This window comes from Luteolibacter sp. LG18 (genome assembly GCF_036322585.1).
Classification (GTDB): domain Bacteria; phylum Verrucomicrobiota; class Verrucomicrobiia; order Verrucomicrobiales; family Akkermansiaceae; genus Luteolibacter.
Window position 1 is genome coordinate 3,261,869 of sequence record NZ_AP024600.1, and the last position, 22,111, is coordinate 3,283,979.

Sequence of the window (22,111 nt, forward strand, 5' to 3'; positions counted from 1 at the left end):
TGTTTTGAATCCCGTGATCCTGTTCTGTAACGAACGATACAGAACTAGCCGCTGGACTTTTCCCGGTCAAGTGACATTTTTTACCGAAAGGTATGAATGCTCCCAAGCCCGCCACCCCCATCGGCCGCCCGCGCGCCTTCGACGCCGATCAGGCGCTCGAAAAGGCCCTGCTGCTGTTCTGGGAAAAAGGCTACGAAGGCACCTCCCTTAGCGACCTCACCGCCGCCATGGGCATCAACCGCCCCAGCCTCTACGCCGCCTTCGGCAACAAGCAGGCCCTCTTCCAGAAAGTCCTCGCCCGCTACAGCGAAGGTCCCGCCGCCTACGTCAAGGCCGCCCTCGCCCTGCCCACCGCCCGCGCCACCGCCGAGGCCCTCCTGCGCGGCGCCCTCGATCTCCAATCGGACCCCGCCCACCCCCGCGGCTGCCTCGCCATCCAGAGCGCCCTCGTCTGCGGCGATGAAGCCCGCCCCGTGCGCGAGCAACTCATCGCCCAGCGCTGCGACATGCAGGCCGCCCTCGCCGCGCGCTTCACCCGCGCCCGGAAAGCCGGCGAGTTCTCCAAGGACGTCGACCCCGCCCGCCTCGCCCGCTACCTCTGCACCGTCCTCCAGGGCATGGCCGTCCAGGCCACCAGCGGCGCCACCGTCGAGGAGCTCCGCGGCATCGCCGAGCAAGCCATGTTCGCTTGGCCCGCCGATCCCCGCGCCAAGTAGCGCGAAGCCCGGCTTCGCGTGTGTCTGACGGAGCGTTTCGAAAAGGAAGCTCCCGGCATCCCACCGGCGGGGGCCATGCGTGACGGGGAAACGCCGTGAAAGGCGGGCCGGGTGAGGGACCTCAACCATCGAAATACGCCACCTCGCTGTTGGGGTTGGCATGGTTCACGTAGTCGATGTCCGCGGGCAGGAAGAACGAACGGGAGTCCCGCGGCACGAAGGTCAGCGTGCCGCCCTCCACCAGCCACGGGTACAGGCCCACCAGTTGGAAGATCTCGTCGTAGCCGTAGCCCGGCCACTTGGCGAACATCAGCGGAGTTTGCCGTCCCCCGGGTAGATTCACCACCAGCGGCATCGAGCCACGCCGGGCATGCCAGACATAGGCCTGCATCAACTTCTTGGCGGGGATGCCGCCCATGGCTCCGAAGTGCCCGCCCAGGATCGGGCGGTAGCGGACTTCGTTCACCGGCTCGTGGTTGTAATATCCGGGCACGCGCCAGAGGCCGAGGCCCAGCCGGTGCATCACCCGCGTCCGCTCGATCTCGGTGTCGGAAAGCGCCACGCGGTCCGCGTCCAGCATCGTCACCAGCGCCGCGTCCTCCAGCGCGAGGAATCTCCAGAAGCCGCCGGGGGAATAGCGGATCGAGGGGCTCTTCATCAGGTGCACCTCCCAGCCCGCCTCCACCAGATCCCCCGCCAGGAACTCCAGGTCGCTGGCCAGATAGGCCCGGAATTCCACGTCCGGATTGCGCGCGATCTGCTCCGGCCCCGCCACCAGCATCGGCTCGATGTAACTCTCCCAGGGATCGAAACGCTTGATCAACCCCATCCTCCGCGCGTGGACCAGCCGCTCCCGGGTGGGGACCGGCAGGTCGGGATCGTCCGCGCCCACGTGCTTCCAGAACACGGTGGCCGCCGCGATGTGGGGGTGGCCCTGGCTTGGCCCGGGCCTGGTCCTCCCGCTCGGGATGACACGGGCGACCCCGAACCATTCCTCGAGCTCCGCCTTCTCCGCGGCGGTCGCCGTGGCCTCGTAGTCCTCCAGCATGTCTTCGCCAAGGATCGGAAACATGTCGGCCCAGTTCATGGCCCGAACCCAGCAGAACGCCAGGAGCCGCGCAAGATGGAACCTGTTATGGCCGATTATGTGGCGTTTGATGATCCAAGGGTGATCTGTTGAAATAACAATAAGCGCGGTTCCTGAGTAATAATTTGACGCGATCAGATGTGACTGTTAGGCGTGCGATGTCTGACGCGAATGGGGAATAGTTAGAAGAATTGGTCGGAATTAACTCCCGCCTCGTGGTGGGATTGGAGCCGACGCCCCAGGCCGATCTCCATCGGAGTCAGGCAAAAACTCCAACATCCAATCGTCAAGGCATGACAGACCAACATCCACAAAACCAGGGCGGTGCTCCGGAAGCCCATCCTTCCCGCCGGGCCTTCCTGAAGAAGGGCTCCTTCGCCACCGTGCTCGTCAGCTCGCCCGGCATCCTCGGCGGCCTCATCAGCGCCGCCGGTGCCGGCGTCGGGCTCGCCATCACCACCGGGGGCGGCACCACCACGCCGAAGGACTACCGCATCAAGTGCACCGCCCCGGCGAGCAAGGACGGCACCGACGCCGGAACCGAATACATCATCCAGGCTTACGATGGCAGCGGCAACAAGGTGGGAACCCAGGTGGCCGTCAAGGCGCTGGTTCCGCACTCCAGCATCCAGAACGGGGACAAGCCGGTGGGTACCTTCACGGGGTCGGCGAGGCTCCAGATCACCCAATACGATTCCACTGGAGCGGTGGACACGGGCGCGACGCAAGGCCCCAGACAGGGCAACCCCGCCACGTTCTCGGCCGCGCTCACTCCCAACTACCACTCCCCGAACATCCAGGTGACGGTCCCGGGCTCCCAGCCCACCGTCACAACGATTTCCAATCTGCTCATCGGGGGCGTCAACTGGGAGGTGAAGATGTACACAACATTCGATACACCGACCGGAAATGGCACGGCATCCGTGACCACCAAGGTCCACTCGAAGGTCTACATCTACCCGCCTTCCGGAGTCGTGGCCAAGGTGAACGGCACCACGGTGAGCGGCACCACGCCGTTCTTCTCCGAGAAGGACGTGGATATCACCGTGGAATCGGAAGAGATGACCGGCACCACCATTCCCGATACCACCACGGGTCCCGAGACGACCGAGCCCGAGACCACCGTCGCGCCCTGATACGGGTTCGACCGGGTTGAATCAACTTGCACGGTTCCGCCCCGCGGCTACCGTGCAAGCTTGTTTTGGAACCAGATCACACTTGGAGGGAAATGATCAAAAAATCGCCGCTTGCGATATCTGCCGGATTCATCCTGATCATTGCCGGAGTCTGGCTGGTCTCCTGGCTGACCGGACCGAAAGCCGCCGGATCCGAAGGGAGGTCCGACATAACTCCCCTGGCCGCGAAGCCGGGCGCACGGCCCTCCTTGCATCAAAGTGCCGCCTCGCTGCTGGCGGGCAAGGACCGGGCGGCGGCGATCAAGAAATTCAAGCAGAACCAGTTGGAACTCGCCCGCCAGGGCAAATTGACCAGTGCCGACCTCATCGCCCGGTTCGAGGAGTTCAAAGCGGCGGGCGCATCGGCGGAAGAGCTGGAGGATCTGGCCGAGTTCTTCATGAGCGAGTGCCGCCCACTCATGAATGCCGGGGTCTATCTGGCCATGGTGGCGGATCTCGATTCCGGGCGGACCAAGACGAGGCTGCTCCAAACCGCCTACAGCGAAGCGAAGCCCTCCGACATCCCGGACCTGCTCGGGGCGCTCAAGAACTGGAATCTGGCCGACCAGCTCCAGTTCGCGGACTCCGCTTTGAGGAATGCATTCACGCCGAAAAGCGACGCGGAGGTCACCCAAATGATCCGCAGCCTCGACGATGCCTCGGCCAGCGAGGTGGAAAAGAGCCGCTACCGGATCATGCTGGCCACCTTGATGGGGGATTACATTTCCAACAACGAGGACGCCTGGAAAACCATTCCCTATGCCTCGATGGTGAAAGCCCTCGGCCTCCCGGAAGATCAGAACCTGGCTGCCTCGTACGCCGGGAAATTCCTCGCCCATGGCGATCAGGACCAGCTTTCCGCGATGTTCGCCGGGAAGGACGAACGGCAGAGGTCGTCCTTTCTAAGCACCGCCATGACCCGGGCCGGCGGACTGGATTCCACCACCGCGGCTTGGGTCAAGTCGGCCATGCTTCCCGATGATCTATTGCATAAGGCCAACCTGCCGGCGCTCGTCCAACAGATCGAGATCAAGGAAGGGCCGGAAGCCGCCCGCAAGTTCGTCCAGGATCATCTGAACGAGGAGGAAAAGGCCGCGTTCATCAAACAACAGCCATGACCCCGCTCCTCACCTCGAAGCGCGCGCGCGGGCTGTCGGCGGCCGCCATGGTCGGCATTTGCATGGGAGCCTTGGGTTCGTGCGAGCGGAAGCAGGACGCGGGCGGCGGCCCGGAGTCGACCCCGCCCGCGGACCGCGCGGAATCCCGGAAACAGGATCGCTCGGACCGGCTCGCGGCCGTGCTCCGGCAGTCCGCCAGCCCGGGCCCGGATGGCGGGCGCGCCACCATCGCCCGCACGGCGGACCTCATCGCGGAGATGATCCGCAGCCACGACGATGCCGGTCTGCGCGAGCTGCTGGAAAAATGCGACAAGGAACTCCATGTCAGCCATCAACTCGTCGGCGTGGCCCTGGCTGGCGCGCTGAAGCCGGAGGAGTGGAACGACGCTCTCGAGCGTCTGGGCGGGCTGCGGACGGTGAATGGACTGCAGTTCGCCTCGGGCCTCACCGCGAAGGCCATCCTCCTCGATCCCGGTCGCGGAGAGGCGCTGCTCCAATCGAAGGTCTTCACCGAATTCACGGAGGCCCGGATCGGCAATCCCTCCAGCGCGATCTGGGGCGCGGTCGGCTCGCTGCTGTATGCCGATGCGAAGACCGCGGATCTCCAGCGCATCATCGCCATGGCCTCGCCCCTCGATGCGGGTGGGCGCGAGTCGAGCCAAACGCCGCGCGGCTATCTCGCCAGCGGCCTCGCCGTGGAACTCCGGAAGAGCATCGCCGCGGGCGACTCCGATTCGCTGCGTGGATTCGGGACCTTGTTTCCCGAGGACATCAAGGTGAGCGCGATCGGCCAGATCCTGGGGAGCGGTGGACTCAAGTTCGACGCCGCCAATCTGCCCGTCTTCCAGGCCGTGCTGGACGACATGAAGGCGACTCCCGGATTCACACCCGGGAGCTTCTTCCGGCTCGGCGCGAACATGTCGAAGGATGCCTTCGAGAAGGTCCTGCTCAAGGATCCATCGTTGCAGGACTCCGACCAATTGAAGGAAACCGTGAAGGGCTGGGTCTCGCAGCGTCCGAAGTCCTCCGTCGAGCTTGTGCTGAAGACCGGCAGGCAGGAACTCCTCCGCCCGGCCTTCGCCGAATGGATGAACCAGGATTCCATCGAAGCCTCGCAATGGCTCGTCAAGCAGCCCGGCGGGGAGTCGACGGACCTCTGCGTGGAGGAGCTGTGCATCTATCTCGCCGGCACCGACTCGAAGTCCGAGGCGAGCGGATGGCTCTCGAAATTGCCCCCGGAGAGGCAGGACGCCCTGAAGAAGAAATACCGTTTTGAATGACCGCGTCCGACTGCTCCCATCCGCCCGATCGCCCGCGGATCCTGATCGGGATCTGCACCTGCCTGAAAAACGTGGAGAAGCGCGGCGCGGTCCGTGACACCTGGCTCTCCACCTGTCCTCCCCATGTCCGCGGGGTTTTCTTCCTGGGGGAAGCGGAGGGCGCGGCGGATGCGCCGGAGGACCAGTCCGCCGCGGACATCCGCGTGGTCCCGGGCGTGTCCGACGGCTACCACCATCTCCCGGCGAAGGTCAGGGGCTTCTTCAAACTCGCGCTCCAGGCTTACGACTTCGATTGGTTGTTCAAGTGCGATGACGACACCTATGTCGCGGCCGATCGTCTCGGGGAACTCACCCTCGGCGGCCACGACCACGTCGCCGATGCCGCTTTCTTCCACTATCGCGGAGCAGGCAGCGGCGGGGCCGGCTACCTCCTCTCCCGCAGGATGGTGGAGGAACTGGCGGCCGATGATTCCCTGCCCGCCACCGGCGCGGAGGATCTCATCCTCAGCGGCGCCGCCGCGGAACGGTGCGGACAGGTGTTGGCGAGCGATCGCCTGTGCTATCACAACCGCTCGTATCCCACCCGCGAAAACAACCTCATCACCTCCCACTGGCTGTCACCCGAAAGAATGGCCGCCGTCCACACCATCTACACCTCCGAGCCCTGGCATGTGATGGCCGTGTCCCATCCGGACTGGGCCGATGAGGTCCGGTTCTATGACAACGGGGTGATGGCCCGGAAGTCCTCGTGCGCCTCCGGCGTGTGGGATGTCGAGGACGGGGAGATCGTGGTGATGCGTTGGTTCGAGGGTCCCGAGGACCGCATGCATGTCGCGGCCACCCCAGCCCTGGAAACCGCCCAACCATGACCCACCCGATGATCCGGATCTTCCTCACCGCGGACAGGAGCGAGCTCGAGGCCGTGCCCGCCCTCCTCGCGAGCGTCATGAGAAGGACCGCCGTTCCCGTGCAGGTCCGGATCGGTTGCTTCGATTTCGCCCCGCCGTCCTTCCGCGCCCGCCACCTCGCGGTGGATTTCGTTTCCCTGCCGGCATCGGGGTTTTCCGCTGCCTCCCGTGGCACGGACGGGTGGGCCATCCTCGACCGCCTCACCTCGGATTGGGAATCGTTTCTCTTCATCAATGGGCCGCTGCTCGTGTTTGGCGATCTTGCGGAGATCCTCCACCGGAGTGCTCCTGCCGGATCGGAGACCGGTGAAGCCGGGGAAGGGGAAGGGGAAGCCCTGCCCCCCGAGCCGGGGGCCTGGTGGGTCTCCCGTGCCTCCACCCGGTGCCTCGCTCCTCTCCGCGGGATGGTTCCCTGCGGCGGGCCACCTACCGCCGGATTTTCCGACAGCCTCGTCCATTGGAAAAAAGGAGACCGTCCGTGGAAAAGGAATGGCGGCGGTGCCCCAAGCGCGGGCCTGTGGGCCAGCGAGAAGGTCTCCTGGGAATGCCTCCGCATGGGGCAGTGGGAGAAGCCCCTCGTCCTCGAGATCGAGCCGGGGAATCTAGCGCGGGCGATCGATCTCGCGGAGCGCGGTTGGAAGGTGCTCGTCGAGGACCGGGACGGCGTCTTGCAAAAAGTCGCCCCCGCGCTTCCCGATCTGAAGGTCGTGCCGGAGATCCCGCCGGAGCACGGCGATGCCGGCGGGCCACCATCGTTTGTCCGCTTCGGCTCCAGCCCCGATACGGCGGAAACGCCCGGCTTGCTCGAGGGGGGCGCACCCTGGCTCGTGCACCGGCACTGGCGGCCCCGCCACATCCTGCTCGGCGGCCCCGTCTCCGCGCGCGAGGTGCGCGGGCTCATCGCCTCTGGCTACACCCGGGCCGCCATCTTGCCGCGGAATACCTGGCAGCCGGGTGGCCAAGACCCCGGCACCCTCGACTATCGGGACATCGAACTCCCGGACGACGCGGAATCCGCAGACGAAACGTCCTTCGTGGAAAAAGGGTGGGACGCCTTCTTCGTCCACGATGGCACGCCTCTCCCGGTCGAGCGGCCGACCCACCTCACCGGTGTTCCCATCGTGCGCAGGGCGAAGGAGGAAGCCCTCGCGGAAGACGGCGTGCCGCCCGATCGACGGCTGTCCGCCCTCGCCGCCGCCTGGCGTCGGGACCTCGATCACAGCGGGCGGGTGGGGGAGACCGTCAGGCCCATCAACATCGTCCTCCACGGGGATCCCATGCTCATGATCCCGCTGGCTGTCACCATCCACAGCATCGTCCGGAGGACGCTCCATCCCGTGCATGTCCGTTGCTATTTCCGCGGCGAGCCTCCCGCGGACTTCCACGCCGCGAACCTGCTGGTGGAATTCATCGCCGTCCGCCCCGCCCGCATCGCGGAAGGCCTGCCCTCCTACGATGGCCTCGAGATCCTGCGGGATCATCCGCAGGAGTGGGACCGCTGCTGGCTCATGGACTCCGATCACCTCATGACCGCGGATCCCGCCGCCGTCTACTTCGATGACATGCGCGGATGCCAGGTCATGGCCTCCACCGTCGGCATCAAGCTCGGCACCTGTTGGGACATCCGTGACCCCAGCCGGGAACATGAGATCTTCTCGAACTGCCCCATCCTCAATCTCATCGAAACCGGCCACGCCGACACCTGGAGCAGGATCGACGAACTGCGGCGCGTGCAAAGGGTCAACGGCCACCATTCACTGGTCTCCGTCGCCGGAGGCAGCCTGCGGGTCCTGCCCGACCGCTGGGGGCGGGCCGTCTACGTCAATGACATCGACCGCGACTACACCGCGCTCCTTCCCGGCGTCGTCCGTCCCGAGAAGGACTGGTTCGAGAACTACGGGGTGCTCAGCTATTCCTACGGTCCCAAGCCATGGACCGCCGGGGCTTCCTTCCCGTCCGATCCACGCGTGCGTGAAAGGATCTGGTTCAAGGAATACTCCACCTGGGAAAAACTCCGGGACGGTGACTGGTGCCATCCGGACGGATGCTCGATCCTGCCGTGGCGGCGCTCTCCCGCCGCAGCCCCTCTTCATTCGGGTCCCCCCGTGATTCCGGATCACAGATCCCTCACCTGAAGGAACCTGCCCTTTACCCACATCTGTCGTGTTCTTCACGGTGCTCCTGGTCCCGAAGGGATCGCTCATCAACGCCTGGGGTTTGCAACCCTGATCTTATACACGTCTTTCGCGTGTCCGTGGAGTAGCGGAACTGGTGACAGTTCCGGCTGGGCAATTCCTCCCTGATCTTCCGACACCATGACTCTCGATCTTTCCCCGGGCGAATTCTGGATCCCGGAGGGATCGCAGCCGGGAACGAAGGCCTGCGGAAATCCATTTCCCATTCCGCCCGCGGAGCCGGGGCTCGCGTCCCGCTCCGGCGTGGACTCCGCCAGGCTGAACGAGAACGCCTCATCCTTCGCGGACACCCCATCCTCTGCCCGGACCGGATCTACGATCTTCGCCGTAGATCCATCCTCCGGCCGCAACGGCCCGTGCACGTCCGGATCGAGCCCGCCCGCCACGTCCAGCCAGTGCGCGAAGTGCGGATCCACCTTGCCCTCCCGCCGCAGCCGCAGGAAGTCCGTGGCGATGCGCAGGTGCTGGCCGATCATCTCCTTGAACGCGCGGAAGAAGGTCCGCACCGGGGAGGGCAGGGCACTGTCGGCGTAGCGGCCGGTGGCGTTGTTCACGGCCACGTGGCTGAAAGCCTCCAGCAACTCCTGCCGACGCAGCGCCGGGGACAGCGCGCCGAAGTCGTCGTGGAGGAAACGGCTGCGGGTCCCGGCCTCGGTATCGCGCAGCCAGCGGGTCAGCGTTTGCTCGGACACATGGCCCTCGTCCAGCAGCCAGGCGGCGAGGCCCTCGGCGTGCTCCTCGATGACGTGGTGGGGCTGCGAGTCCTCCGCCAGCGCGATGTGGATCCGTCTTTAGTTCTTCATCTTGATTCGACCCTTTAGTTTCTCATCCAAGGTCGAATCGTCGTAGCCATTCTTTTTCCATTTGTCCCAAGCGCCGATCATGAGCAAGGAATCGACGCTCATGTCGAAGAGTGATTGGAGATCATGCACGAGATGGAAGTGGTCTTGCCGGGACGGGCCACCCTTCTCGAGGAGATAGCGGAAAATCGAAGTAGGCGAAGCGCCTTCTCCAAGAAGATTGCGAGCGTGGTTGGCTGTTTCTTCGTTCATCGTTCAAAAACTACTCGGACAACGGAATAGTCTCCGGGCTTGCCGTCGGCTTCAAGGATTCGGACTTTGGTGAAACCGTATTTGGCTGCTTGGCCCCCGGTCCATGTTTTGGCTGCCGATTCTTCAAGGGTGATTCCGGAGGCTGTTAGTTCGTTGAGTTTGTCGAGGTTTGTGCCGGAATACCAGTTTCCGCCGATCCGCTCAACGCGTTCCCCATAATGGGTCATCATGGCTTTGAACATCGCCGTGCCCCGGACAGGGGAATCCTTGCCTGCCACGATTCCAAAATCAAGGGTGCCTTGATCGGAAAGGACGGCGAATATTCCCCGTTGCACCGGTCCGTGGAACCACCAGTTGAAGGATTTTTCATCGCCCGACGGGGCGGAGGTGGACGGATTCGGATCGGTTGATGCTTCGTTCGTGGCGTCACCTCTATTGAGCTTGTCTTCCGGGTCTCGAGATCTATCCAAACTGGAGTCCTGTGGACCTCCGCCGGACGGCGGATGGGGCGCTCCTGCTCCTGGGTTCTCGATGGAGAAGGAAGTCTCCTGATGCGGTCCGCCATCGGCCTCCTGGCCCACCTTGATGGCGGCGGGGAGCCAGTCTTTGACATTGTCCAAAAAGCTGCGAACATTGGCTTGCGGTCCGAATTGCGAGGTGATCGGCACGCCCTTCGTGGCTGTCGTGACGCTCTGGTCTTTTCGGGCCGCATTTTTATCAACGATGCCGAACTCGTAGAAGATCGCGTGTTCGTGCGATTTTGGTTCGCGCGTGTTGAACCAGGCAACTAATTCCTTGCCTTCGATCTCAATGGGCATGGCGTAATAGTGGATCGCCGCAGTAGTTTCCGCTTTCCGCGCGTCAGGAGCGATCGAGCCGAGATGGAGCGCCTGGACCGTGATGTCTTGAAGTTGGTGCGCGGATCGAAACGCCTTTTCGGTGTGGAGGCGGGATGCCGCCTTCCCTTTGCTTTCCGAGGTGAATTTGATCCAGTGACCGGAGTCGACATTCAGGATCATTTTTCCCTGCAACTGTGTGGCAATGTAAGCTCGGATGGTATTGCGCCAATCCTTCTGTCCGGCACCCGGCAACGCCTCCGATGAGATCCGCAGCGGCGTGATCGGCCGCGCGTCCCGCTCCGGCGTGGACTCCGCCAGACTGAACGAGAACGCCTCATCCTTCGCCCGGTCCGTATCTACTGCCTTCGCCGTAGATCCATCCTCCGGCCGCAACGGACCGTGCACGTCCGGATCCAGCCCTCCCGCCACGTCCAGCCAGTGCGCGAAGTGCGGATCCACCTTGCCCTCCCGCCGCAGGCGCAGGAAGTCCGTGGCGATGCGCAGGTGCTGCGCGATCATCTCCTTGAACGCGCGGAAAAAGGTCCGCACCGGAGAGGGCAGGGCGCTGTCGGCGTAGCGGCCGGTGGCGTTGTTCACGGCCACGTGGCTGAAGGCCTCCAGCAGCTCCTGCCGACGCAGCGCCGGGGACAGCGCGCCGAGGTCGTCGTGGAGGAAACGGCTGCGGGTCCCGGCCTCGGTATCGCGCAGCCAGCGGGTCAGCGTTTGCTCGGACACATGGCCCTCGTCCAGCAGCCAGGCGGCGAGGCCTTCGGCGTGCTCCTCGATGACGTGGTGGGGCTGCGAGTCCTCCGCCAGCGCGATGTGGAGCGTGGTCGAGCCATCCGGCTCGCGGGCATTCCAGCGCATGCCCATGATGGGAATGGTGGAAAGGTCCACATCGCGGGCCAGCCCCATGTCCTTCCCCGCCTGACGCAGCATGATGGCCACGCGGGCCCGGGCCTGGGCAATCTTTCCGGCGGAATCCCCGGCCCATTCGGCGAGGTTCTTGGATGGCAGCTCGTCCACGGCGAGGTTCCGGCCGGTGCCCTCGGCTCCTGACTGGAGCTGCTGGATGAGCGAGGCATTGGCGCGCGCGAGCTCCACGCCCCGGTCCTGCTCATGGGCGATGATGGCGGCGGCGGCCTCCTCGCGACTGGCGAAGTCCCGCACCCGCTGCCCCTCATCGTGGTAGTGGACCGTGAAGGTCCCGTCCGGCTGCGGTTCGATGCCGGGGATGCCGGCGCGCGCCGCCTCCGCCAACTGCAGGCGGTCGATCGAGGCACGGCTGTTGGCCGCGCGTTGCTCGATGGGTGTGGCCTTCCAGATCTCCTGGTGCAGGCGCGCCGCCGCGACCGGATCGGTGAGCGCCATCTGGGAAATGCTCCCCGCCTCCCGCGCCCCGATGCCCGCCAGCTCCAGCCCCTGGCGATCGCTGAAAACCTTGCGCAGCGCGGACGCGTTCGCCCCCTCGATCAGGGTGTGGCTGCCCGCGCCGAAGATGCCGTAGAGAAACGCCACGCCGAAGGCCTCCCCCAGGTGCTCGCGCTCCTGTCGCAGCAGGCTCTCCCACTCCGGACCGGGAATGTCCTTGCTCAGCGCGGAGGCGATCTGTTGCAGGCCCGGTTCGGTCAATTGCTGGACCACCCCGGCCGAGCCGCCAGCCGCGGTCATCTCCGCCAGGCGGGACTCCAGCAGGATGAGTCAGTCTTCCCGCCCATCCGGGAGCAATGGCTTGTCGACGAGCCACTCGCAGCGAGCTACCGGTGGTTGGCCGGGTTGAGCTTGTCGATTGAAAACGGGATAGAGCGTGTAATTGGGGGATGGGCGGATGCCGAGGATGCAGGCAATCAATGCATCGTCGAAGGTGTCGCCATCCTGATAGATGCCGTAGTCGGTGTTGGAGTAGGGGGTGCCATCTTCTGCGATCAACAGGTCGATGGGTTCGTCATACAATGTCCCAATGGCATAGAGCTTTTTGCCAATGGCTTTCTCTTCCTCTTCCAAATATTCAGTGGGGTATCCCACTTTTCCAGGGTCGATGATGAATCGGGAACGTGCAAATTCGATGCCAGTGGCGGGGTCGGGCGCATAATAAAAACCTCCGAACTCTCCTAGGGCCTTTTCGGCTGCTGGAAATGGGGAGGCAGCTTTCCCGTTCCAATCCTTTTGAAGGCCTGTCCAGCCACCAGATCGGAGAATTTTCTCCACTTCGTTAGGGAATCTTTTTTTCATGAAATCTATTGCGATGGTTGGCGTTCTTCAGCTTCCAGGAAGCGAATTTCAAATTTGTTGAGAGCGGGAGCACAAGAAGTGCAGGGATTGCGTATCAGGCCATCTTTTTCCCCGCCGATCCGCGTCGCGACGATGGTGGTGCCGTGTGGGTCGATTCCATTCTTTAACATATCGGAGATCATCCAAATTTCAGCGCAGCGGGAATGGAATTTACTTCGATCAGCAAGAGATACAGAATCCAAGGCGGCTTTGACGTCGGGATGTAAATCCTCGTGACGAAAGGGGGTGATGGTGGAACTGAAGCCGTGAATGGCTTTGCCATCCTTGATCAGTGTGGCCATCATGCCTCTCTCTCTCGGATTTTCCGAAGTGAATTCCCGGTGCTTGGCTCGGGCTGCTTCCAGCAGGGGCTGGATTTCCTCCCGCGTGATTCCCTGGGCCTCGGCCTTGGCATAGTCCGGTTCGCGGGAGGCTGGTTCTGTGCTGTCGGCTTTGGCCAGGGCGGGGATGCGCTGCGGTTGGTTCCACACGGAAGGTGCATCGGTGCCCTCTGGCAGGTGCTCCGGCTTGATGGCGGTGGCGAAGGCTTCGTCGGGAGTCTTCCCCGCGAGATCCATCACCGGTCCGACTTCCAGCGTGCGGACGGTGAGGCCCTCCTTGCGGGTTTGCGGTGCCCATTCCCCGAGGGCGATTGCTACGGGGCGCGTCGTACCATCGGAGAAGGTCATCCACGCGTAGCGGTGGTGCAAGGCGGATTGGCCGTTTTGGCCGAAGGGCTCGCTCTTGACCGGAACGGAGTGATCCAGCAATTCGCGCAACCGCGCGGCGGCTTCGTAGTGGAGTGAGGATGCGGTGTCGGAAGGTGCCTTAACCTGCCTGAAGCCCGGGGAGTTGTCAAACCCGACGGAGCCTTCCGGCAGCTTGACCGGACCTTGCTCCTTGAAGTCTTGGTAGAGTCGGTCGGTGACAGTCTTGCCGACGGTCTCCCAATCCTTGGCCCCCTTGGGTGCGGCATCAGCCGGGAGGGACGCCGATGCTTCCAGTAGCTTCGGGACAGAAGGCTGGAGTGAGGAGGAGTCGTCCCCGGGATGCCCGATGGAGAAGGAGGCATCCTGTGCAGGTCCGCCATCGGCCTCCTGGCCAACCTTGATGGCGGCTGGAAGTGTGTCCTTGATTCGGGAGAGGAACTCGCCTACCGTCTTGTCAGGTCCGGATTGCGGGGCGTTAGAAGTGGTGGCAGTGTCACCCTTCCCAAGCCCCTGGGCAGTCCGGGCCTCGTTTTTTTCCGCATTGTGGGTGGTTGCCCGTTCAGGATCGAACAGGCCGAATTCGTAGAACGTTACCCGTTCACCGAGGAGAGCGGTCCGTGTGTTGAACCAAGCAATTTGATGTTGGCCATCGATTTCAACGGGAAGGGCGAAATAGTCGATTTGCTTCGTGCTGCTTTTCTTTCCTTCGCTGGGCTGCATCTGGCCCAGGTGAATCGCTTGCTCTGTGATCGTGTCGAGGTGAGTGGCGGCTCTGTAGCCTTGCTCCCGGCGTAGTTTGCTAGGGGCCTCGCCTTTGCTTTCAGCATTGAAATGAATTTCGATGCCGGAATCCCTGTTGATCAACGATCTTCCCTGAAGTGATGCGGCGATGTAGTCCCGGATCTGCCGGTGCCAGTCCTTCTTCCCGCCCGGCAGCACCTCCGATGAAATCCGCAGCGGCGTGATCGGCCGCGCGTCCCGCTCCGGCGTGGATTCCGCCAGGCTGAACGAGAACGCTCCATCCCTCGCGGACACCCCATCCTCCGCCCGGGCCGGATCTACGATCTTCGCCGTAGATCCATCCTCCGGCCGCAGCGGGCCATGGATGTCCGGATCGAGCCCGCCCGCCACGTCCAGCCAGTGTGCGAAGTGCGGATCCACCTTGCCCTCCCGCCGCAGCCGCAGGAAGTCCGTGGCGATGCGCAGGTGCTGGCCGATCATCTCCTTGAACGCGCGGAAAAAGGTCCGCACGGGGGAGGGCAGGGCACTGTCGGCGTAGCGGCCGGTGGCGTTGTTCACGGCCACGTGGCTGAAGGCCTCCAGCAGCTCCTGCCGACGCAGCGCCGGGGACAGCGCGCCGAGGTCGTCGTGGAGGAAACGGCTGCGGGTCCCGGCCTCGGTATCGCGCAGCCAGCGGGTCAGCGTTTGCTCGGACACATGGCCCTCGTCCAGCAGCCAGGCGGCGAGGCCCTCGGCGTGCTCCTCGATGACGTGGTGGGGCTGCGAGTCCTCCGCCAGCGCGATGTGGAGCGTGGTCGAGCCATCCGGCTCGCGGGCGTTCCAACGCATGCCCATGATGGGAATGGTGGAAAGGTCCACATCGCGGGCCAGCCCCATGTCCTTCCCCGCCTGACGCAGCATGATGGCCACGCGGGCGCGGGCCTGGGCAATCTTTCCAGCGGAATCCCCGGCCCATTCGGCGAGGTTCTTGTGTGGCAGCTCGCCGATGACGAGGTTCCGGCCGGTGCCCTCGGCTCCCGCCTGGAGCTGCTCGATGAGCGAGGCATTGGCGCGCGCGAGCTCCACGCTCCGGTCCTGCTCATGGGCGATGATGGCGGCGGCGGCCTCCTCGCGGCTGGCGAAGTTGCCGGTCCGCTGCCCTTCATCATGGTAGTGAACGGTGAAGGTCCCGTCCGGCTGCGGTTCGATGCCGGGGATACCGGCGCGCGCCGCCTCCGCCAACTGCAGGCGGTCGATCGCGGCCCGGCTGTTGGCCGCGCGTTGCTCGATGGGCATGGCCTTCCAGACCTCCTGGTGCAGGCGCGCCGCCGCGACCGGATCGGTGAGCGCCATCTGGGAAATGCTCCCCGCCTCCCGCGCCCCGATGCCCGCCAGCTCCAGCCCCTGGCGATCGCTGAAAACCTTGCGCAGAGCGGACGCGTTCGCCCCCTCGATCAGGGTGTGGCTGCCCGCGCCGAAGATGCCGTAGAGAAACGCCACGCCGAAGGCCTCCCCCAGGTGCTCGCGCTCCTGTCGCAGCAGGCTCTCCCACTCCGGACCGGGAATGTCCTTGCTCAGCGCGGAGGCGATCTGTTGCAGGCCCGGCTCGGTCAATTGCTGCGCCACCCCGGCCGTGCCGCCCGCCGTAGGTCATGGGTGCCGGAGGGTGGTGACCTGAAATGCCTTACGACGGACCTTCCTCGCGAGGATCCGGGAGCAAAGGCTTGTCCAGCAGCCATTCGCAGCGCGCGACAGGAGGGTAGTCAGGTGAGGACTGCCGGTCGAAGACTGGATAGAGGGTGTAATTCGGGCATGGGCGGATACCGAGAATGCAGGAAATCAATGTATCGTCGAAGGTGTCGCCGTCTTGGCAGAGACCGTATTCTGAAAGTGAATAGGGAACTCCATCATCGGCGATTAAGATGTCGATTGGGTAGTCGAATATCTTGCCGATTGGATAGAGTTTCTTTCCTAATGATTCTTCTTCTTCCTCGAATGAATCGGCAGGGTATTCGAAATGTCTTGGATCGATGCTGAATTCGGATCTGGCAAACTCGATGCCAGTAATGGGGTCGGGTTTGTAGTAAAATCCCGCGAATTCTTTTAAGACGTTTTCGGCTGCGGGGAATATCTCGAAGTGGGCGGGTAACTCAAAATTGATTTGTTCGCTAGGAGTTCCGGTCCATCCGCCAGCTCGAAGAATTTTCTCCACTTCGTCAGGAAATCTTTTTTTCATGAAGTCTATTGCGGTGATTCAGTGTGTGTTTGTGCTTCTAGAAATCGGACCCCGAAATCTTCAAGGGCTTTTCTACAAGAAGAGCAAGGATTTCGGAGTTGGCCATTTTTCTTCCCGCCAATACCGGTTGCCGCGATGACGGATCCTTGCGGATCGATTCCATTTTTTAACATTTCAGAGAGTATCCAGATTTCAGCGCACCGTGAGTGATATTTGCTTTGGTCCGCTGGAGAGATTTTTTCCAGGGATTCTTTCACGCGAGGATGGAGATCTTCGTAGCGGAAGGGAGAGAGTCTTGAGCTGAATCCATGAATCACTTCGCCATCCTTGATCAGCGTGGCCATCATTCCTTTCGCCCGAGGATTCTCCGAAGTGAATTCCCGGTGCTTGGCTCGGGCTGCTTCCAGCAGGGGCTGGATTTCCTCCCGCGTGATGCCCTGGGTAGTGGCTTTCTGGTAATCTGGTTCGCGGGACGCTGGTTCCTCCCGGCCCATCTTCGGCGGGGCGGGGATGCGCTGCGGTTGGTTCCACACGGAAGGGGCATCGGAGCCCTCTGGCAGGTGCTCCGGCTTGATGGCGGTGGCGAAGGCTTCGTCGGGAGTCTTCCCCGCGAGATCCATCACCGGTCCGACTTCCAGCGAGCGGACGGTGAGGCCCTCCTTGCGGGTTTGCGGTGCCCATTCCCCGAGGGCGATTGCTACGGGGCGTGTCGTACCATCGGAGAAAGCCATCCACGCGTAGCGGTGGTGCAAGGCGGATTGGCCGTTTTGGCCGAAGGGCTCGCTCTTGACCGGAACGGAGTGATCCAGCAATTCGCGCAACCGCGCGGCGGCTTCGTAGTGGAGTGAGGATGCGGTATCGGAAGGTGCCTTAACCTGCCTGAAGCCCGGGGAGTTGTCAAACCCGACGGAGCCTTCCGGCAGCTTGACCGGACCTTGCTTCTTGAAGTCTTGGTAGAGTCGGTCGGTGACAGTTTTGCCGACGGTTTCCCAATCCTTGGCCCCCTTGGGCGCGGCATGCGCTGGAGGGGACGCCGATGCTTCCAGTAGCTTCGGGGCAGAAGGCTGGAGTGAGGAGTCGTCCCCGGGATGTCCAATGGAGAAGGACGCGTCTTGATGTGTTCCGCCATCGGCCTCCTGGCCCACCTTGATGGCGGCTGGAAGTGTGTCCTTGATTCGGGAGAGGAACTCGCCTACCGTCTCGCCAGACCCGGGCTTTGAGGCCGATTGAGGGCTTTCGCCTGATGTCGAAGCGCTCTGGAAGCCCGGGTCGCTTTTTTGCTGCCATAAGCCGAACTCGTAAAAGACAGAGTGGTCGCCATTCTTTTCTTTCATGGCGTTGAACCAGGCAATCCCGGTCTTCCCGTCGATTTCGATGGGCAATGCGTAGTAATCGACTCGCTCCGTATTGAGCCTTCCCTTTGATGTGGCGACATGGCCGAGGTAGAGGGCATCTTCGGTGATCGTCTTGATCTCAGTTGCGGCCCGGAAGGCGGGTTCTCGACGGAGTTTGCTTGGTGCCTCGCGTCGGCTTTGGGCCGTGAAGCGTATCGTGCCGTTGGTGTCTTTATTGAGCAGATCCTTGCCCTGGAGATGTTCGGCGATGTAGTTGCGGACCGCGATGTGCCAGTCCTTCTTCCCGCCCGGCAGCACCTCCGATGAAATCCTCAGCGGCGTGATCGGCCGCGCGTCCCGCTCCGGAGTCGATTCCGCCAGGCTGAACGAGACGTCCTGGCCATCGAGGTCCATCTTCGGAGGTGCCTCCCGGCTTCCGACTCTTTCCTCGTGATTGTGCTCCGGCTTGATGCCTGCCTGAAAGCGCTCAAGCTCGGACTTGATTCGGAGGGATGATGAGCTAGCATCCCCCTGTGTCGACGTGTCGGCCAAGACTCCAAGTCCGGTTTCCGGATGCGGCTCTTGGAGAGTTACCACGTCGGCACTTTTTTGTTTTCTCTGCAAAGCGTCCGCTAGTGGAAGAACCTCGACTCCGATCGTTAGAACCTCGGAAGAGTAGGCTTGATCTGCCGTTTGTTTTTCGGGACGGGCCTTTTCAGACATCCGATCGATGGTCAGCAGCACATTGCGCCGTGTGCCATCTGGGAAATCCGCCCACGCATAGCGGCGATGCACCTCTTGAACAGTGGGGTCTCCTTTTCCTTCGGGTTCCACCGCACTCAGTTTCGAGTTCCTGAGGAGCTCGGGCAGGTTGGCCGCGGCGATGAAATGGAGGCGTGCCGGTTCACCGTCCTTGAACGAGCGGAGCTTGTGGGCGGTTTTGGATTTGCTCCAGGCGATGGCTCCCTCGGGCGTCTCGATGAGCTTCGGCCAACCCGCGCTGATGGCGTCGAAGTTTCGCGTGAACCACGTCCTGAGCTCGGATGGCTTTTCCGGCGCATCCGGGTGGGATTCCTGGAGCCGGACGGGCAGGGGAGCTTCGGTGATCGGCCGGGTGCCGGGGCCGAGCGGCGGTATGGCGAAGGAGTAGGGCGTGGTTCCATTCGCTCCCTGCGTTTCATCTACTGCCTTCGCCGTAGGTCCATCCTCCGGCCGCAGCGGCCCGTGCACGTCCGGATCGAGACCGCCCGCCACGTCCAGCCAGTGCGCGAAGTGCGGATCCACCTTGCCCTCCCGCCGCAGGCGCAGGAAGTCCGTGGCGATGCGCAGGTGCTGGCCGATCATCTCCTTGAACGCCCGGAAGAAGGTCCGCACGGGGGAGGGCAGGGCACTGTCGGCGTAGCGGCCGGTGGCGTTGTTCACGGCCACGTGGCTGAAGGCCTCCAGCAGCTCCTGCCGACGCAGCGCCGGGGACAGCGCGCCGAGGTCGTCGTGGAGGAAACGGCTGCGGGTCCCGGCCTCGGTATCGCGCAGCCAGCGGGTCAGCGTTTGCTCGGACACATGGCCCTCGTCCAGCAGCCAGGCGGCGAGGCCTTCGGCGTGCTCCTCGATGACGTGGTGGGGCTGCGCGCCCTCCGCCAGGGCGATGTGGAGCGTGGTCGAGCCGTCCGGCTGGCGGGCGTTCCAACGCATGCCCATGATGGGAATGGTGGAAAGGTCCACATCGCGGGCGAGCCCCATGTCCTTCCCCGCCTGACGCAGCATGATGGCCACGCGGGCGCGGGCCTGGGTGATCTTTCCGGCGGAATCCCCGGCCCATTCGGCGAGGTTCTTGGATGGCAGCTCGCCCACGGCGAGGTTCCGGCCGGTGCCCTCGGCTCCTGACTGGAGCTGCTGGATGAGCGAGGCATTGGCGCGCGCGAGCTCCACGCTCCGGTCCTGCTCATGGGCGATGATGGCGGCGGCGGCCTCCTCGCGGCTGGCGAAGTTGCCGGTCCGCTGCCCCTCATCATGGTAGTGGACCGTGAAGGTCCCGTCCGGCTGCGGTTCGATGCCGGGGATACCGGCGCGCGCCGCCTCCGCCAACTGCAGGCGGTCGATCGCGGCCCGGCTGTTGGCCGCGCGTTGCTCGATGGGCATGGCCTTCCAGATCTCCTGGTGCAGGCGCGCCGCCGCGACCGGATCGGTGAGCGCCATCTGGGAAATGCTCCCCGCCTCCCGCGCCCCGATGCCCGCCAGCTCCAGCCCCTGGCGATCGCTGAAAACCTTGCGCAGCGCGGACGCGTTCGCCCCCTCGATCAGGGTGTGGCTGCCCGCGCCGAAGATGCCGTAGAGAAACGCCACGCCGAAGGCCTCCCCCAGGTGCTCGCGCTCCTGTCGCAGCAGGCTCTCCCACTCCGGACCGGGAATGTCCTTGCTCAGCGCGGAGGCGATCTGTTGGAGACCCGGTTCGGTCAATTGCTGCGCCACCCCGGCCGTGCCGCCCGCCGCGGTCATCTCCGCCAGGCGGATGCCACCGGCCGTGAGCTTGCCGCCCACGCCCCCGGTCGCCAGACGGGAAACCTCCCCCTCCAGCGCCTTGGAAAGGAACGGCATCTTGCCCGCGAAAATCCCGGCGTCCACCCGGTCCAGCGCCGTTTGCACGCCCGCGATGGCCAAGGCCAGCGCCGCCCGTTCCTCCGGCGGTGCATTCGGCGCCATCCGCTCCACCGTGCGCGCGGATCGCCCCAGCCGGGACTCCAGCAGGATCGGCAGCCCCGTGCCATACGGTGCCATTGCCGCGCCCATCTCCACCAGCCCCTGCGAGGCACTCACCGCCGCATTGTCGAAATGATCCCAAAAACCCTTCGCATCCTCCACCCGGGCGCGCGCCGCGCGGATCGGATGGTTGCCCATGTCCCCGAAAAAGGCCGCCGCTCCCTTCGAACGATCCGCGAAGATGCGGAGAGCCTCCTTCTCCTTCTCCGTCAGCTCGCGGCGGGGATCCTGCCCGCCCGGAGCCATGCCCCAGTGCTCCTCATCCCACTCCTGCTGCGCGTTCAGATACAGGGCAGGATGGTGCGGCAGCTCGCTGGCAGGCAGCGAGGTCCGGCCGCCCTCCAGCACCTGCCCGAACACCGCCGCGTTGAACCGCGCGTCCCCCCCACGCGTCCCCATCTCGAACTGATCCGCCCCCGTCCGGAAGCCCTCGAAGATCTTCGCCGCGTGGCCCTTCACATCCCAGCCATCCGCCTCCGCCATGGACATCATCATCCCCAGCACCCGGTCCTGCCCCCTCACGTCCAGCTTGCCATATCCCGATAGAAACGGCCCCAGCTCGTCCGTTGGCGCGCTCGCCCGATCCTTCTCCGCCGCCGCCCGCCATTTCCACAAGCCGTTCGCCACCGCGATCTCCCGGTCCGTGTAGCGGCCCAGCACATCCGCGTAGGCGCTCGAAACCGCGCTCCCGTGGAGCTTCGGATCCGCCCCCGGGAAATCCAGCGCTGCCTTCATCCCCGCCTCCAGCGGCAGCCCGCGGATCGCCGCGAGCCGCGCGTTCTCCGCCGCCCTCCGCAGTTTCACCGTCGTCGCCTCGCGCTCCTCCAGGAACCCCAGGCTCAACCCCTGGAAGCCCTCCTCCGTCCCCGGATCGTCCCGTTGGTAAATCTCCCGGGAAACCTGCGCCCGCGTCCACGGCCACGTCGCCTCCACCTCCGAGGGCGTCTTGCCCGTCCAGTACGAAGCCGTCAGCAGGTTCGCATAGTGGACCTTGTCCGCATCCGCCGCCGTGCCCAGGCGCGCGTCGAATTCCTCCCGCTGCTCCGGCCGGAACGCCTCCCGCATCAATGCCGGCCCGCGGTTGATCCGCCGCAGCACCTCCAGCTGCTCCCTCCGCTCCTGCGCCTGCGCCTCCGTCTGTCGGTCCGCCAGGTATTGCAGCGGCTCCTCGCCCCGGTTTCTACGGAAAGCCTCGTACATCGAGATCGCGGACTCCAGCACCGCCAGCTCCGGCGGCACCCGCCGCCCCGTGATCGGCATCGGATGTCCCGGCAGACCGTGCTTGGGATCCACCACCACGTTCCCCTCCGCATCGAAAAAGCCCGGCGTCGCCTCCACCTGCTTCCGCTCCTCCTGCCTCCGGATCCCGTCCGCCTCCTGGTGCCACTGCCAGGCCAGCTGATCCAGCCGCGCCTGATCGTTCTCCCGGGAAAAGTACGCATCCAGCGTGGCCCCGCTCCGGTCCCGCGTCGCCCGCTCATGCAAGATCGGAACCTCCAGCTCCACCCGCGCGTTCCCGTTCACCGGATCGATCCAGTCCGGAGACCGCTGCTCCACCACCGCCGGGGCCGATGGCACGACCGGAGCCGGAACCGGTGTCGGTGCCGGAACCGGCGAATGGGCAGGGGAGGGCGCCGGCATCTCCCCGGCTGGCAGCAGCTCCTCTCCGGTCGATTCCCCGGACGGATTCTTCAAAAGCTCGATGGACGCCAT

The 22,111-nt window shown here is 64.2% G+C and carries 14 protein-coding genes; 6 read left to right on the top strand and 8 right to left on the bottom strand.

The genetic code is table 11. The features are described from left to right. The first annotated feature begins 92 nt into the window (after positions 1-92). Positions 93-716 (top strand): TetR/AcrR family transcriptional regulator, encoded by a 624-nt coding sequence (locus llg_RS13275; RefSeq protein ID WP_338285154.1) that lies wholly within the window; start codon positions 93-95, stop codon positions 714-716. A gap of 121 nt (positions 717-837) precedes the next feature. Here llg_RS13275 and llg_RS13280 read toward each other — a convergent pair whose 3' ends face one another. Beyond that, positions 838-1,788: a hypothetical protein gene (locus tag llg_RS13280; RefSeq protein WP_338285155.1), complete on the bottom strand. Its 951-nt coding sequence runs from the start codon at positions 1,786-1,788 to the stop codon at positions 838-840. Between the two features lie 308 nt (positions 1,789-2,096). On the opposite strand from llg_RS13280, the gene llg_RS13285 reads away from it, so the two are divergent. The 5 genes from llg_RS13285 (at position 2,097) to llg_RS13305 (ending at position 8,419) form a co-directional block, all read left to right on the top strand. Beyond that, positions 2,097-2,939, top strand: coding sequence for a hypothetical protein (locus llg_RS13285; RefSeq protein WP_338285156.1), 843 nt, complete (start codon positions 2,097-2,099; stop codon positions 2,937-2,939). 92 nt (positions 2,940-3,031) lie between these two features. Continuing rightward, positions 3,032-4,096 carry a hypothetical protein gene (locus llg_RS13290; protein ID WP_338285157.1) on the top strand — a complete coding sequence of 355 codons (1,065 nt, stop codon included), beginning with the start codon at positions 3,032-3,034 and terminating at the stop codon, positions 4,094-4,096. Beyond that, on the top strand, positions 4,093-5,376 hold the full coding sequence (locus tag llg_RS13295) for a hypothetical protein (RefSeq protein WP_338285158.1): 1,284 nt from the start codon (positions 4,093-4,095) through the stop codon (positions 5,374-5,376). The genes llg_RS13290 and llg_RS13295 overlap by 4 nt, the downstream gene beginning before the upstream one ends. Continuing rightward, complete coding sequence (locus tag llg_RS13300; protein ID WP_338285159.1) at positions 5,373-6,245, top strand: hypothetical protein; 873 nt, start codon at positions 5,373-5,375, stop codon at positions 6,243-6,245. The genes llg_RS13295 and llg_RS13300 overlap by 4 nt, the downstream gene beginning before the upstream one ends. A gap of 8 nt (positions 6,246-6,253) precedes the next feature. Further along, positions 6,254-8,419 (top strand): hypothetical protein, encoded by a 2,166-nt coding sequence (locus llg_RS13305; protein ID WP_338285160.1) that lies wholly within the window; start codon positions 6,254-6,256, stop codon positions 8,417-8,419. Between the two features lie 68 nt (positions 8,420-8,487). On the opposite strand, the gene llg_RS13310 is transcribed toward llg_RS13305, so the two are convergent. The 7 genes from llg_RS13310 to llg_RS13340 form a co-directional block, all read right to left on the bottom strand. After that, positions 8,488-9,171, bottom strand: a complete 684-nt coding sequence (locus llg_RS13310) for a hypothetical protein (RefSeq protein WP_338285161.1) — start codon at positions 9,169-9,171, stop codon at positions 8,488-8,490. Positions 9,172-9,270: 99 nt separating this feature from the next. Beyond that, positions 9,271-9,531 (bottom strand): hypothetical protein, encoded by a 261-nt coding sequence (locus llg_RS13315; protein ID WP_338285162.1) that lies wholly within the window; start codon positions 9,529-9,531, stop codon positions 9,271-9,273. Then, positions 9,528-12,041, bottom strand: coding sequence for a hypothetical protein (locus llg_RS13320; protein WP_338285163.1), 2,514 nt, complete (start codon positions 12,039-12,041; stop codon positions 9,528-9,530). The genes llg_RS13315 and llg_RS13320 overlap by 4 nt, the downstream gene beginning before the upstream one ends. A 30-nt stretch (positions 12,042-12,071) precedes the next feature. Beyond that, complete coding sequence (locus llg_RS13325; RefSeq protein ID WP_338285164.1) at positions 12,072-12,602, bottom strand: SUKH-3 domain-containing protein; 531 nt, start codon at positions 12,600-12,602, stop codon at positions 12,072-12,074. Between the two features lie 5 nt (positions 12,603-12,607). Further along, positions 12,608-15,697, bottom strand: coding sequence for a hypothetical protein (locus tag llg_RS13330; RefSeq protein ID WP_338285165.1), 3,090 nt, complete (start codon positions 15,695-15,697; stop codon positions 12,608-12,610). Positions 15,698-15,755: 58 nt separating this feature from the next. Next, positions 15,756-16,307: an SUKH-3 domain-containing protein gene (locus llg_RS13335; RefSeq protein ID WP_338285166.1), complete on the bottom strand. Its 552-nt coding sequence runs from the start codon at positions 16,305-16,307 to the stop codon at positions 15,756-15,758. Between the two features lie 5 nt (positions 16,308-16,312). After that, entirely contained in the window at positions 16,313-22,111 is a 5,799-nt protein-coding gene (locus llg_RS13340; protein ID WP_338285167.1) for a hypothetical protein, read from the bottom strand.